Consider the following 13,602-nt stretch of genomic DNA (forward strand, 5'->3'; position numbering starts at 1 on the left):
GCGCATACTCCGCTTGACATGGTGGAACGATCATTCTACTTTTGTAAGTATGAAAACGAAAAGCACCGTTACCCGGAATAAAATTCTTACCACCGCTGAAAAGTTGATTTATGAAGAAGGATTACAGGCAACGAGCATGGAGCTGCTGGTAAGAACATCTGGCGTAGCCAGAAAAAGTATTTATCTGCATTTTGCCAACAAAGACGACATTGCCGTCGCTGCGTTAACCGCACGTGACTTGCGATGGATGGAGTGGTTCAGTCGTGAGACAGAGAAAACCCGTGGTGCCCGAGAGCGCATCACCGGGATGTTCACTGTGCTCACTGGTTGGTTTACCTCGCCAGGGTTTCACGGCTGTGCGTTTATTAATACTGCAGGGGAAATCGGCAATCCTGCGGATCCGGTTCGCCAAATAAGTAAGTTACATAAACAAAAACTGCTGGAGTATGTCCTCTTGTTATGCGAACAGGCTCAGTGCGCGCAACCCCTGGTGCTGGCCAGACAACTGCTTATTCTGATTGATGGATCAATAACCGTGGCGAGAGTCACGGGAGATATTGAGGCAGCGGAGAATGCCAAAGCCATTGCAAATTCGTTGCTGGATCGGGCCTGTCCGCTGACAGTGCAATAAATCTGTCTCAGGTAAACGGTTAAACAGCTAATCAACTAAGGAACGATTATGTACGAACTTTCACCCACACGCCCACCGCTTCCCCCCTTCACTCTTGAGTCAGCAACCGAGAAAGTTCGTCTGGCAGAAGATGGCTGGAACAGCCGTGATCCAGAAAAAGTCTCACTGGCTTATTCTGTTGACACCCGGTGGCGGAATCGCGCCGATTTTGTGACTAACCGCGAGGAGTGCAAAGCCTTCCTCACCCGCAAATGGCATAAAGAGCTGGAGTATCGTCTTATTAAAGAACTGTGGGCCTTCACCGGTAACAGGATCGCCGTTCGCTACGCTTATGAATGGCATGACGATTCAGGAAACTGGCTCCGGTCCTATGGCAATGAAAATTGGGAATTTGGCGAAGACGGCCTGATGACCCGGCGATTCGCTTGCATCAATGATCTGCCAATCCAGCAGTCTGAGCGCAAATATCACTGGCCGCTGGGACGTCGCCCGGATGATCATCCCGGGTTGTCAGAGCTGGGATTGTGATCCAGGCCGCTGGGGATGGTTGACTTTGATCGGGATAAGAAGAAAATGCTTGTTCAGGAACAATTGCCAGTAAAAAAATGGAGTTTATCATCGCTCTCTTTCCCGAATATTTACGCATATCGCCAGTAAAAAAAGCAGTTGCTCTTATTGTCGCGGCTCTTTTACTGGCCAATTGTTCCTCCACACCTCCGGTATCGCTGGTTACTCCATTACCGCCTGACACCAGACCGACACTTCCGCCCAAACCTGCACAGAGTCATGAGCCAGTGCGGGGCGTCTGGCTGGCAACCGTTTCACGTCTTGACTGGCCACCTGTTGCCTCGGTGACTGCCGGGAGTCCGACACAGCGTATCAGCCAGCAAAAAGAGGCGTTGCTCGCGAAACTCAATAAACTGCAAAATATTGGCATCAATACGGTCTTCTTCCAGGTTAAACCTGACGGCACCGCTTTGTGGCCATCTAAAATTTTGCCCTGGTCAGATATGCTGACTGGCGAAATTGGCGACGATCCTGGCTATGATCCGCTGCAATTTATTCTCGATGAAGCGCACAAACGCGGCATGAAAGTTCACGCCTGGTTTAATCCCTATCGCGTCTCTGTTAATACCAAACCGTCCACCGTCACGCAACTGAACCGTACGATATCTTTGCATCCGGCCAGCGTGTTTGTCCTGCACCGTGACTGGGTACGTACCGCTGGCGATCGTTTTGTTCTCGATCCCGGTATCCCGGAAGTTCGGGACTGGATCACCAGCATCGTGGCCGAAGTTGTTGCCCGCTATCCGATTGATGGCGTGCAGTTTGATGACTATTTTTATGCCGAAACGGCGGCTTCACAGCTCAATGACGGCCAGACCCTCCGGCAATACGGTCAGGAGTTTGCCTCGAAAGCTGACTGGCGGCGGCACAATACTCAGTTGCTGATTGAACAGGTTTCCCGCACTATCAAGCAACTGAAACCCGGTGTTGAATTCGGCGTAAGCCCTGCTGGAGTCTGGCGTAATTTGTCACACGATCCCGCCGGTTCTGATACCCGGGGAGCAGCGGCCTATGATGAATCTTATGCTGATACCCGCCGCTGGGTGCAACACGGCCTGCTGGATTACATTGCCCCGCAGCTCTACTGGCCCTTCTCACGTAGCGCAGCCCGCTATGACGTGCTGGCAAAATGGTGGGCCGATGTGGTGAAGCCAACGAAGACGCAGCTTTATATCGGCATTGCGTTGTACAAAGTGGGTGAACCCTCAAAAATTGAACCAGACTGGACGATAAATAACGGCGTGCCGGAGCTGAAAAAGCAGATTGATATGAACGAATCCACGCCAGGGATAGCTGGCACTATTCTGTTCCGGGAAAACTACCTCAATCAGCCACAGACTCAGCAAGCCGTCGATTATCTCAGAAGCCACTGGGGTAAGCAGCCTTAACCCCAAGCGCTCCCTGATCGACCAGTCTGAGGAAAGCCGTTGTCGCAGCCTTTGAATCCTGAGTGCTCCCTTGTGGTGATCTTGACTGCCATTTGCCTGGACGCAGTTGGGATTGGGCTGATCTTCCCTATCTTGCCACGACTGCTGGAAGAAGTTACCGAGCATCTGACGCTCCGAATGTTAATAGGCTGTAAATAAACTCTATTTTTAGCACAATAAAGCCTACCAGGATATTTCGCGCTTCGTTTACGTGTAATATTTGTTAACTTTTTTTTGGTTTATTCCAGCCCCGCGCCAACCCGCCCCCGGTGCCGTTTTGGCACTTAAGCCATTCTTTTCGTGCCTTATTAATGACCACCTATCTTACTGAGGACAGCATCTTCGGTCACTTCCTTACCAACATACTGATTCATATAGTAAAACATTAAGCTAAACTGAACGAAATTAATGATTGAGATGCAGAGTGAAAAGCCATATATTGGGCGCGTTTTTCACCTGCAGTTTTTTTTAATTCATTTATTCAACTACGGCGTTACAGATAACCCGGAGTTGTAGGAGAGATATGATGACGGATAAAGTCCGTATTGATACTTTAGTTGCGAACACCTCAAATGGTAACAACGAAACCTATTTGGCGCGACAGGCTGAATTTGAATCGAATGTCAGAAGTTATCCGCGCAAATTACCGTTAGCGATTGCGAAAGCTCAGGGCGTCTGGATCACCGACGTTGAGAACAATCAGTACCTTGATTGCCTGGCCGGTGCGGGAACGCTGGCGCTTGGACATAACCATCCTGATGTACTGCAGAGCATCCAGAGTGTCATTACCAGCGGCTTGCCGTTACATACTTTAGATCTGACCACGCCTTTAAAGGATCAGTTCTCCGAATATCTGCTCTCCCTGTTACCGGGTCAGGGCAAAGAGTACTGCCTGCAGTTCACTGGCCCATCCGGTGCTGATGCGGTTGAAGCTGCGCTGAAACTGGCCAAGAAGTACACCGGCCGTTCAGGCGTGATCAGCTTCTCCGGCGGCTACCACGGCATGACCCACGGCGCGCTGGCAGTCACCGGCAACCTGGGCCCGAAAGAAGCAGTAAACGGCATGATGCCGGAAGTGCAGTTTATGCCATACCCTCACGAATACCGTTGCCCGCTGGGCATTGGTGGCGAAGCGGGCGTCAAGGCACTGACCTGGTACTTCGAAAACCTGATCAACGACGTTGAAAGCGGCGTGCGCAAACCGGCAGCGGTAATCCTGGAAGCACTCCAGGGTGAAGGCGGAGCCAACCCGGCACCGGCTGAATGGCTACAGCGTATCCGTAAAGTCACTAAAGAACACGGCATCGTGCTGATCCTTGATGAAGTTCAGGCTGGCTTCTGCCGTACCGGCAAACAGTTCGCCTTCGAACACGCTGGCATTGAGCCAGATATCATCGTGATGTCCAAAGCCGTAGGTGGCAGTCTGCCGCTGGCCGTACTGGGTATTAAGAAGGAAATGGATGTCTGGTCTCCGGGCCACCATACCGGCACCTTCCGTGGTAACCAGCTGGCGATGGCTACCGGCCTCACCACCATCAAGTACCTGAAAGACAATAAAATCGCGGACAAAGTTGCCGCTCAGGGCGAATGGCTGAAAGGCAAACTGGCTGAGATGCAGAAGCGCTTCCCGGTCATCGGTAACGTGCGCGGTCTGGGCCTGATGATTGGTATGGAAATCGTCAAGCCAAACGAAGCGCCTGATCATATGGGTAGCTACCCTGCCGATCCGGAGCTGTCAGCACTGCTGCAGAAAAAATGCTTCGAAGCGGGTGTAATTCTGGAGCGTGGTGGTCGTAACGGCACCGTTCTGCGTCTGCTCCCTTCCCTGCTGATCACCAACGACGAGCTGGGGATCTTCATGGATAAATTTGAACAAGCCCTGATTGCCGCTGGCGTCAAACCAGTCTGAGTGGAGTAAGTTGATGTCCCGGTCTAATCCGATTCTGGCCGCTTCAGCGCAAAGCACTGAAGCCTACCAGCAAGCCATTGCCCAGAGCAGCACGGCGGTGGTGCAGTGGCTGCAACAACCTGAGATGTACCAGGGGAAATCCGTTGCTGAACTGCGTGAGCGTATCAAGCTGGACTTTAATCCTCAGGGCCTGGGCAACCAGGCCGCTATTGAGCGCGCGATTGAGTTCTTCCTGAAAGACAGCCTGTCGGTACACCACCCGCAGTGCGTTGCGCATTTGCATTGCCCGAGCCTGGTGATCAGCCAGGCCGCCGAGGTGATGATTAACGCCACCAACCAGAGCATGGACTCCTGGGACCAGAGCCCGTCAGCGACTCTTATCGAGATCAAGCTGATTGAATGGCTGCGGACGCAGGTTGGCTATCAGTCTGGCGATGCTGGCGTGTTCACCAGCGGCGGCACTCAAAGCAACCTGATGGGTCTGATGCTGGCCCGCGATGCGTTCTTTGCCCGCCAGGGGCACTCTGTTCAGCAGGATGGTCTGCCAGGCGATCTGAAGAAGATTAAAGTGCTGTGTTCCGAGAACGCGCACTTCTCCGTGCAGAAGAACATGGCCCTGATGGGCCTGGGCTACCGGTCCGTCACTCTGGTGAAGACTGATGAGTTTGCGCGGATGGATCTGAACGATCTGGCTGAGAAAGTCGCGCAGGCCAAAGCCAATGGCGAGCAGATTCTGGCGATCGTGGCAACTGCCGGGACTACCGATGCAGGTGCTATCGATCCGCTGCGCGCTATTGCCGGTCTGGCTGCTGAGCACAACATCTGGGTGCACGTTGACGCAGCCTGGGGCGGCGCGCTGCTGATGTCAGAGAAGTATCGCGACTACCTGGACGGGATTGAACTGGTGGACTCCATTACCCTGGACTTCCACAAGCAGTTCTTCCAGACCATCAGCTGTGGTGCCTTCCTGCTCAAAGAAGCGCGTCACTACGAGCTGATGCGTTATCAGGCGGCCTACCTGAACTCCGAGTTCGACGAAGCGCAGGGCGTACCGAATCTGGTCTCCAAATCTCTGCAGACCACCCGCCGTTTTGATGCGCTGAAGCTGTGGATGGGGCTGGAAGCATTGGGCCAGAAGCAGTATGCCGAAATCATCGATCATGGCGTGACGCTGGCACAGCAGGTAGCACAGTATCTCACTGAGCAACCTGCCCTGGAGCTGGTGATGAAACCTCAGCTGGCCAGCGTGCTGTTCCGCTATCGTCCGGCTCAGCTGGCGGACAGCGGTGATGCCGCCATCGCCCTGCTGAACCAGAGGATTGGTGATGCCCTGCTGGACTCCGGCCGTGCCAACGTTGGCGTGACCGAGCATAACGGTGTGACCTGCCTGAAGATGACGCTGCTGAACCCAACCGTGACCCTGGAGGACATTAAAGTCCTGCTGGCGCTGGTTGAGACCACGGCACAACAGCTTCTGGCTTAATCTTTTCCCGTTTCGCTATATACAGAAGCCGGTAACTCAGTTACCGGCTTTTTTGTAGAGGCAACCCTACCCAACGTACAGAGAAATCTCCATCCCGTCCTCGCCAGGCACAGAGATAAATGCCTCTGAAGAGTGGATTTTCTCCAGATATTCCGGGTTGAAATCAGCATCATCCGCAACGACCAGCGCACCACGGCTCAGACGTGGAACAATTAAGTCCAGAATTTCCGGGATAAGCCACTACGATGCCGGTGGTCAGCATCAGCTGATACATTGAAATCATCGAACCGCGAATACGCTCCGGCGCGATCTCAGCCAGATACAGCGGCGCGGTATAAGAGGCCACGCCAACCGCCAGCCCAAGCAGCACGCGGGCAAAGATCAGTGATTCCACATTGGGGGAAAGCGCCGACCACAGCGAGCCAATCACAAACAGCGTCGCCCCGACCAGCATACTTTTCTTACGGCCCAGCTTTGACGACATCCAGCCTGCGGCCAGGGCACCAATTGCGGCACCAAACATCATCGAACTGACCACCCACTCCTGCTCATGGTTGCCGATCTGGAGATCTTTCGACAGAAAGGGTAGCGCGCCGGCAATTACCCCGATATCAAGCCCAAACAGCAGGCCCGAAAGAGCCGCCATAAAACAGACAAACCACGTAAACCGGTTCTGCTTATTCCCCGATGCTTTACTGGCACTCATGCCGTTTCTCCTCGCCATTACAGAATGAATGTTAGGCTTATGTAACGAATAAGATTGCCGATGCGTTACCGGTTACATTTTTGCCTGGTTAAATATTTTTTTAATGACAAGATATTATGTATGTGAAGTGAAGATCATCTCACCTACGCCACTCTAAATATTAAAAAATCCCCATATCTACATTAATATATTTTTTCAATAAAATAGTGTTGCTAATTCAAAGTAATCCATAACATCTTTTTTATTGAAATCATTTTTAAAAAACTAATAAATGCCACAATTGAGTGAAATAACTTTTCTTTCATATAATCAATGAGGCGTTGACTTACCACATCAAGCCATTCCTGAGCCGTCATATGCCAACGATCCGGCGCAAACTCACCTTTGTAGCGTGCCAGCAGCACTTCACATCTGTCAGCCTGGTCCTTTAATTCAATTAAATTCGCGAGTAACATTCTCAAAGAAAACTCTGATGATGTATTGAGATATTCATTGAGCAAATTATCAAAGTCACAATTCTCGTCAAAAATATCGCAGTCCTGACCAAAGTATATGATCACGAGATTAGTAAGGGAGGCAAAGAACTGCTGGGCTTTACGACGGATAAATGAGATGGCTGATACAGCGCAATTGCCACGCTGGCAACTGCGCTGAAAGATTAACGATTACTTCCTGGCATCCAGCAGCTGCTGCGCATTATCCGCCGTCACTGTGGTCCATGGGATATAGTAGTGTTTTTGGGTGCCGCCGTCCCAGGCCAGGTCTTTGGCGTACTGCTGCCAGATAGTGGATTCAGGCTTGTAGCTGTCGCCTTTAGCCGCGCGCATTGCCACATCGATTGCGCCCTGCATCTGCCCTTTTGCATCCTGCAGGATCGAAACCATTTCACCAGCCTGCACTGCATGGATAGCGTCGGAAACGCCGTCAACACCCGCAATGGCGAAGTCTTTTACGTTCAGGCCCGCACCTTTGATCGCTTCGATTGCGCCCAGAGCCATTTCGTCGTTCTGCCCAATCACGCCATTGATTTGTCCGCGATGTTTTTGCAGCCAGTTCTCCATCAGCGGCTGAGCTTCCGCGCGTGACCAGTTGGCCGTCTTGCGCTCCAGTACCGTCACCTGACCGGCACCACACTCCGCAATCGCTTTGTCGTTGCCTTTGCCGCGCTGGATCTCACCGCTGCCTCCTTTCGGGCCTTCGATAATCACCACATTCACTTTTTTCGTCTTGCAGTCGAGTTTATCCAGCACCGCTTTAGCTTCCAGATAGCCGCCCAGCTCGTCATTGGAAACCACTTCAGATGTCATCTCTTCCGTATTCAGACGGGCGTTGGTCACCACCACCGGAATTTTCGCTTCGTTGGCGTTGGTGACGATGTCGATGTTGGCTTCAAAATCCATCGGGTTAACGATAATCGCATCAGCCCGCGTCTGGATGGCGGTAGCCGCCTGATCGTTCTGCACCGAGGCATCGTAACGTCCGTCATAGAAGGTCAGTACGGCATCGCCGCTCTTCACTGCCGGATGCTCTTTGGCGTAGCGTTCCATCAGCTGCACAAACTCAGCCTTGTTACCGTACATCAGCACCGCAATCTTCACCGGCGCGGCCTGGGCAACTGCCATGCCCCCCATCATCATTGCTGAGGCAAGCAATGCCATTCTGGTCATTTTCATTCTTTTCTCCTGGTCGGATTTTTTATTTAAGTAGGGTTAATCGCGCTGTTGTTTGCGCGAGGGGTCCAGCAGTACAGCCACTACAATCAGGGCGCCTTTAATGATCTGCTGGTAATAGGACTGCACACCCAGCAGGTCGAGGCCGTTATTCATTACGCCGATAATCAGTACGCCAAAGAAGGTGCCCAGCAGCGTGCCCACGCCACCGGCCATACTGGTGCCGCCAATCACCACCGCAGCGATGGCGTCCAGCTCATAACCCGCGCCAGCGTTGGTCTGGGCAGAACCGGTGCGGGCAGTGAGGATCAGCCCCGCAATCCCGGCCAGCGCTGCGCAGAGGGTATAAACCAGCACTTTGATGCGCACCACGCTGATACCGGAGGTTCGGGCACTTTTCGGATTGCCGCCCACCGCGTAGACGTAGCGGCCGAAGATGGTTTTATTCAGCAACAGCCAGGCAAGAGCAAACAGGGCAACGAAGATAATGACCGGGACGGGAATGCCGGAGACATAACCGTTCCCCAGCCAGCGGAAGTCGCTGTTGAGCTGAGAAACCGGGTTGCCATCGGTAGTTAACATCGCCAGACCTCGTGCGGCCGAGAGCATGCCCATGGTGACAATGAACGGTTGCAGACGATAGCGGGCCAGCACGGTGCCGTTAATCAGCCCGCAAACAATCCCGATCCCCAGCGCGATAATCAGCGGCATCATCACCGCATGCGCGGTATCACCAATTGCCATTCCACTGTTGTTGGTGGCAAAACGCGCGGCAACAATGCCACTTAATGCCAGTACCGATCCCACTGACAGGTCTACTCCGGCGGTGATGATCACGAAGGTCATGCCGATGGCGAGAATGCCGTTGATCGACACCTGACGCAGTACGATCAGCATATTTTCATTACTGAGGAAGTAGTTGCTGCTCCAGGCCCCCTTCGCCACCTGGTACTCGCCGATGGTGGCGACAATCAGGCAGAGCACAAAGAAAGCGATAATGATGCCGTATTTGTGCATACGACGTTTATGGCGTGTAAAAAACGAAACCCCTGGTGTGATTGAATGTGCACTGTTCATCTTATTATCTCTCTGTTATACCGCCAGTTTCATCAGCCCGGCCTGGGTGGCCTGCGCCGCGGTGAGCTCTCCGGCCAGCTGGCCGTTGCGGAACACCAGAATACGGTCGCTCATGCCAATGATTTCCGAAAGCTCGGACGAGACCATGATGATCCCTTTGTTTTTCAAAGCGAATTCTGACATAAAGCGGTAAATTTCCTTCTTGGCCCCCACATCGATTCCCCGCGTGGGTTCATCCAGCAGCAGCACCTCCGGGTCGAGCAGCGCCCAGCGCCCCAGTACCACCTTTTGCTGATTACCGCCGCTGAGGTTACCGACAATCTGATCGCCGTCCGGCGTTTTCACGTTAAAGCGTTTGATCATTGCGCTGGCGCGATCCTGCTCCTGCTTTTCGTTAATGAACCCGGAGCGACTAATGGCACCGAAGGATGAGATGTTGATGTTCTCGCTGACCGAACGGCACAGTACCAGGCCGGTCTCTTTGCGATCTTCAGTGACATAGGCAATGCCACATTTAATCGCCTCTTTTGGCGAGTGGCGGCCCAGAGTTTTGTCACCCAACTGGATGGTGCCGCTGTCCGCGTGGTTGATGCCGAACACCAGGTCGAGGAACTCACTGCGGCCGGATCCGACCAGGCCGTAGATGCCGAGGATCTCGCCGCGTTTCAGATGGATGCTGATGTCTTTGATCTTGTTACGCCAGCGCAGGTTCTTCACTTCCATCATCACCTCTTCGCCCGGTTTATTGAACTTGGCGAACTCGCTGTCGTATTCACCACCGATGATGTGCTCAATCAGCTGTTCGCGGGTGATGTCAGCAATAAACCCTTCCTGGATATACGCGCCGTCGCGGAAAATGGTGTAGCTGTCGGCAATCTGGAAAATTTCTGACAGGCGGTGCGAAACATAGATAATGCCTTTGCCCTTCTGCGCCAGCCGGGTGATGGTCTGGAATATTTTCTGTGCATCCTCTTCCCCAATCGCCGAGGTGGGTTCATCCATGATGATGATGTCGGCATTCGCGTGAGACAGCGCCTTGGCGATCTCGACCAGTTGCTGCTCGGCCACGCTCAGGTTGCGCATTTTCTCAGTGGCGGAGATGCGAAAATCAAGCTCCTTCAGCAGCTCGCTGGTGCGCTGGTTCAGGGTGGCAAAATCCACAAAGCCAAAGCGGCGAGGCTCGCGACCCAGCCAGATATTTTCGGCAACGGTCAGGTCAGGAATGGCGCTCAGCTCCTGCTGAACGATTGCCACGCCAGCGGCCAGTGCTTCCTTAGGGTGATGGAATTCGCAGCGTTCACCATTAATGAAGATGTCGCCACCGTCAGGCTGAATAAACCCCATCAGAATGCTGAGAAAAGTCGATTTTCCCGCCCCGTTACCGCCGCAGAGCGCGTGAATTGATCCGCGCCGCAGAGCAAATTCGGCGTTTTTCAGCGCCACTACCGGGCCGAAGGCTTTTCTCACGCCGGTCACTTCCAGCAGATAAGCGGGTTGTTGCGTTTCAGGATCGCGCATCACAGTTGCACCTCCGGATAAGTCTGTTGCAGGCGTTGCAGATAACGCTGATAGCGCTGGTCATACTGCGCCTGGCGTGCGGCATCAGGCAGGGTTCGGGTCGATTCATCCAGTGAGACAAAGCGCTGGCAGAGGTCCGCCAACACTGAGTCAGCATCCTGCTGAGGATCGACAGCCAGCTCGCTGGCCCACATCGCCTGAATAGCCCCGCCAAGGGCTGCGGTCTCCTGCACCTTCAGGCAAACCACCGGACAGCCCATCACATCAGCCACAATCTGCCGCCAGCACGCGCTACGGGCACCGCCGCCGGTCAGACGGATTTCAACGGCATCAATTCCCTGCTGACGGAACAGGTCAATGCCGTAACGCAGGCCGTAAGTGGCGCTTTCTACTACCGCCATACAGAGATTGGCGCGGGTGAAATTGTCGCTGTCGAGGTTGTGCAGGCTGGCGCGGGCATGCGGTAACTGCGGCACGCGCTCGCCGTTAAAAAAGGGCAGCATCTCCACTCCTCCAGCACCCGGTTTCGCCTCAGCAAGCAGCTGATTGAAGCCGGAGATATCCTCTTCCAGCAAAGTCTGAACCGAAGTGGTGGCCGAAGTGACGTTCATGGTGCAAATCAGCGGCAGCCAGCCATTGTTGCTGGAGCAGAAGCCCGCAATGGCCTCAGAATCTGCCACCACCGGCGCACCAGACCAGGCAAACAGCGTGCCGGAGGTGCCGAGACTCATGGTTACGGTGCCGGTGGCGATATTGCCGGAGCCGATGGCGGCCATCATGTTGTCACCGCCGCCGGTTGCCACAAGCGTTGCGGCAGACAGGCCGAGCTTCTCCGTCGCTTCAGGAAGCAGCGTGCCGATGCAGCTCTCCGCGCGTTTCAGAGGCGGCAATGCGTTCCACAGTCGGCCACTGTCGTCGATCAGTTCAACGGTGTGGCGATCCCAATCACGGGTGCGGATATTCAGCAACCCGGTACCTGAGGCGTCGCCATATTCAGCCACACGTTCTCCGGTCAGCCAGAAATTGAGATAGTCGTGCGGCAGCAATACCGTATGCAGACGTGCCCACAGTTCAGGATGGTGCTTTTTGAACCAGATGATTTTCGACGCGGTATAGCCGGTGGCCACCATCAGCCCGAGCTGCTCCAGCGAACCGCTGATGCCGCCTAATTGGTGCAACAGCTGCTCGTTTTCCGCATCGGTTTCAGTGTCACACCACAGCTTGACGCTGCCGAGCACGTTGCCCTGCTCATCCAGCGGCACAAAACCATGCTGCTGACCGGAAACCCCCAGTGCTTTGATCTGTTGCGCATCCACTCCCGCCTGGCTCACGGCCTGACGAAAAGCCGCGATCAGCGCTTCAATCCACCAGTCAGCCTGCTGTTCACGGCGACCGTTTGAGCCACTGATCAGGCGGTGAGCGGCGCTGCCCTCGCCAAGGATCACGCCCTTCCCGCTGTCGACAATCACAACTTTGGTGCCTTGTGTCCCGCAGTCAATGCCAGCATAGAGCGCCATGGCTTACTCCATTTCCAGCATGATTTTGATGTCAGAGGCATTACCGGCGGCAGCTCGCTCAAACGCAGCCACGCTGTCGGCAAACTTATAGGTCTGGCTGATCAGCGGTTGAACACGCAATTTTCCACTGCTTAATAAACGCAGGGTGCGCGGATACATGTTGGCGTAGCGAAAAATGGTTTTGAAAGTGATCTCTTTCGCCTGCGCGGCGACAATATCCATTGGGGCGGCATCGACTGGCATGCCAACCAGCACGGCGGTCGCACCCGGCGCAGCATGCTCTGCCAGGGTGGCAATAGCGGGTTTCGCACCGCTGCATTCGAATACCACGTCAGCACCATTGCCGCTGGTCAGGGTGGCCACTTTGCTCGTCAGGTCGCCGGTTTTGATATTCACCGCATGCAACCCCGGATACTCGGCGGCCACTGCCAGCTTCTCGTCAAACAGGTCACAGATGATGACATCCGAGCAGCCACCTGCCAGCGCGGCCAGTGCAGTCACCACGCCAATCGGACCGGCACCAATCACCAGCGCGATATCACCCGGCTTAATGCCTGCTTTGGTGGCGGCATGCATGCCGATTGCCAGCGGTTCGACCATTGCGCCTTCGGCAAAACTGACGTTGTCCGGCAATTTAAACGTAAATGCACCGGGATGGATCACCGACTCCCGCAGGCAACCGTGTACCGGCGGTGTCGCCCAGAAGCGCACAGCAGGATCAAGGTTGTATATGCCCGCGCGTGATTGCGCAGAGTTTAAATCGGGGATGCCCGGTTCCATGCAGACGCGGTCGCCGGATTTAACATGGCTGACATTTTTTCCGGTAGCCAGCACCACGCCGGAAGCTTCATGCCCGAGTACCATCGGTGCTTTGACCACAAATGGCCCGATACGGCCATGCTGATAGTAGTGAACATCGCTGCCGCAGATCCCGACTGAATGGATTTTTATCTTCACATCATTGTCACCCAGCATCTCGTCAAACTCGCGATTTTCAATAGCAATTTTGCCCGCTTCCGCCAGAACTAACGCTTTCATTTTAACCCCCAGTGAAATCATTTTGATGTTATCGATATCATTTAACTGCGGCGATACTG

Annotated in this window: 11 protein-coding genes and 1 pseudogene; 5 read left to right on the forward strand and 7 right to left on the reverse strand. The window is 54.0% G+C overall.

Annotation, left to right across the window (positions count from 1 at the left end):
* The first annotated feature begins 49 nt into the window (after positions 1-49).
* From AC3Y5R_RS02835 to AC3Y5R_RS02855, 5 genes are all read left to right on the forward strand, one after another.
* A complete protein-coding gene (locus tag AC3Y5R_RS02835) occupies positions 50-631 on the forward strand; it encodes a TetR/AcrR family transcriptional regulator (protein ID WP_489920164.1) in 582 nt (193 codons plus the stop codon).
* A 48-nt stretch (positions 632-679) separates the two neighbouring features.
* Complete coding sequence (locus tag AC3Y5R_RS02840; RefSeq protein ID WP_489920050.1) at positions 680-1,159, forward strand: nuclear transport factor 2 family protein; 480 nt, start codon at positions 680-682, stop codon at positions 1,157-1,159.
* 77 nt (positions 1,160-1,236) lie between these two features.
* Positions 1,237-2,586: a glycoside hydrolase family 10-like protein gene (locus AC3Y5R_RS02845; protein ID WP_489920051.1), complete on the forward strand. Its 1,350-nt coding sequence runs from the start codon at positions 1,237-1,239 to the stop codon at positions 2,584-2,586.
* 565 nt (positions 2,587-3,151) lie between these two features.
* Positions 3,152-4,534: a diaminobutyrate--2-oxoglutarate transaminase gene (locus AC3Y5R_RS02850; RefSeq protein WP_489920165.1), complete on the forward strand. Its 1,383-nt coding sequence runs from the start codon at positions 3,152-3,154 to the stop codon at positions 4,532-4,534.
* Between the two features lie 13 nt (positions 4,535-4,547).
* The gene (locus AC3Y5R_RS02855; RefSeq protein WP_489920052.1) at positions 4,548-6,017 is read left to right on the forward strand and encodes a pyridoxal phosphate-dependent decarboxylase family protein; all 1,470 of its coding nucleotides are present in this window, start codon (positions 4,548-4,550) and stop codon (positions 6,015-6,017) included.
* A gap of 205 nt (positions 6,018-6,222) precedes the next feature.
* On the opposite strand, the pseudogene AC3Y5R_RS02860 reads toward AC3Y5R_RS02855, so the two are convergent.
* The 7 genes and pseudogenes from AC3Y5R_RS02860 to AC3Y5R_RS02890 form a co-directional block, all read right to left on the reverse strand.
* Positions 6,223-6,723 (reverse strand): annotated as a pseudogene (locus AC3Y5R_RS02860) (MFS transporter); the annotation flags it as partial.
* A 212-nt stretch (positions 6,724-6,935) separates the two neighbouring features.
* Positions 6,936-7,283, reverse strand: coding sequence for a contact-dependent growth inhibition system immunity protein (locus tag AC3Y5R_RS02865; RefSeq protein WP_489920053.1), 348 nt, complete (start codon positions 7,281-7,283; stop codon positions 6,936-6,938).
* Positions 7,284-7,388: 105 nt separating this feature from the next.
* Positions 7,389-8,396 (reverse strand): substrate-binding domain-containing protein, encoded by a 1,008-nt coding sequence (locus AC3Y5R_RS02870; protein ID WP_158781432.1) that lies wholly within the window; start codon positions 8,394-8,396, stop codon positions 7,389-7,391.
* Between the two features lie 36 nt (positions 8,397-8,432).
* Positions 8,433-9,410, reverse strand: a complete 978-nt coding sequence (locus tag AC3Y5R_RS02875) for an ABC transporter permease (protein ID WP_370521032.1) — start codon at positions 9,408-9,410, stop codon at positions 8,433-8,435.
* A gap of 75 nt (positions 9,411-9,485) precedes the next feature.
* A complete protein-coding gene (locus tag AC3Y5R_RS02880) occupies positions 9,486-10,988 on the reverse strand; it encodes a sugar ABC transporter ATP-binding protein (RefSeq protein WP_489920054.1) in 1,503 nt (500 codons plus the stop codon).
* On the reverse strand, positions 10,988-12,505 hold the full coding sequence (gene xylB, locus AC3Y5R_RS02885) for a xylulokinase (protein ID WP_489920055.1): 1,518 nt from the start codon (positions 12,503-12,505) through the stop codon (positions 10,988-10,990). Before xylB ends, AC3Y5R_RS02880 begins: the two co-directional genes overlap by 1 nt.
* A gap of 3 nt (positions 12,506-12,508) precedes the next feature.
* Positions 12,509-13,543, reverse strand: coding sequence for an NAD(P)-dependent alcohol dehydrogenase (locus AC3Y5R_RS02890; protein WP_489920056.1), 1,035 nt, complete (start codon positions 13,541-13,543; stop codon positions 12,509-12,511).
* Between the last annotated feature and the right edge of the window lie 59 nt (positions 13,544-13,602).

This window comes from Erwinia sp. 009765445 (assembly GCF_058137865.1).

Excerpts from the sequence above, each read along its gene's own strand:
- AC3Y5R_RS02835 (WP_489920164.1), top strand. The coding sequence starts at position 50 with ATGAAAACGAAAAGCACCGTTACCCGGAATAAAATTCTTACCACCGCT.
- AC3Y5R_RS02840 (WP_489920050.1), top strand. The coding sequence starts at position 680 with ATGTACGAACTTTCACCCACACGCCCACCGCTTCCCCCCTTCACTCTT.
- AC3Y5R_RS02845 (WP_489920051.1), top strand. The coding sequence starts at position 1,237 with ATGGAGTTTATCATCGCTCTCTTTCCCGAATATTTACGCATATCGCCA.
- AC3Y5R_RS02850 (WP_489920165.1), top strand. The coding sequence starts at position 3,152 with ATGACGGATAAAGTCCGTATTGATACTTTAGTTGCGAACACCTCAAAT.
- AC3Y5R_RS02855 (WP_489920052.1), top strand. The coding sequence starts at position 4,548 with ATGTCCCGGTCTAATCCGATTCTGGCCGCTTCAGCGCAAAGCACTGAA.
- AC3Y5R_RS02870 (WP_158781432.1), bottom strand. The coding sequence starts at position 8,396 with ATGAAAATGACCAGAATGGCATTGCTTGCCTCAGCAATGATGATGGGG.
- AC3Y5R_RS02875 (WP_370521032.1), bottom strand. The coding sequence starts at position 9,410 with ATGCACAAATACGGCATCATTATCGCTTTCTTTGTGCTCTGCCTGATT.
- AC3Y5R_RS02880 (WP_489920054.1), bottom strand. The coding sequence starts at position 10,988 with ATGCGCGATCCTGAAACGCAACAACCCGCTTATCTGCTGGAAGTGACC.
- xylB (WP_489920055.1), bottom strand. The coding sequence starts at position 12,505 with ATGGCGCTCTATGCTGGCATTGACTGCGGGACACAAGGCACCAAAGTT.
- AC3Y5R_RS02890 (WP_489920056.1), bottom strand. The coding sequence starts at position 13,543 with ATGAAAGCGTTAGTTCTGGCGGAAGCGGGCAAAATTGCTATTGAAAAT.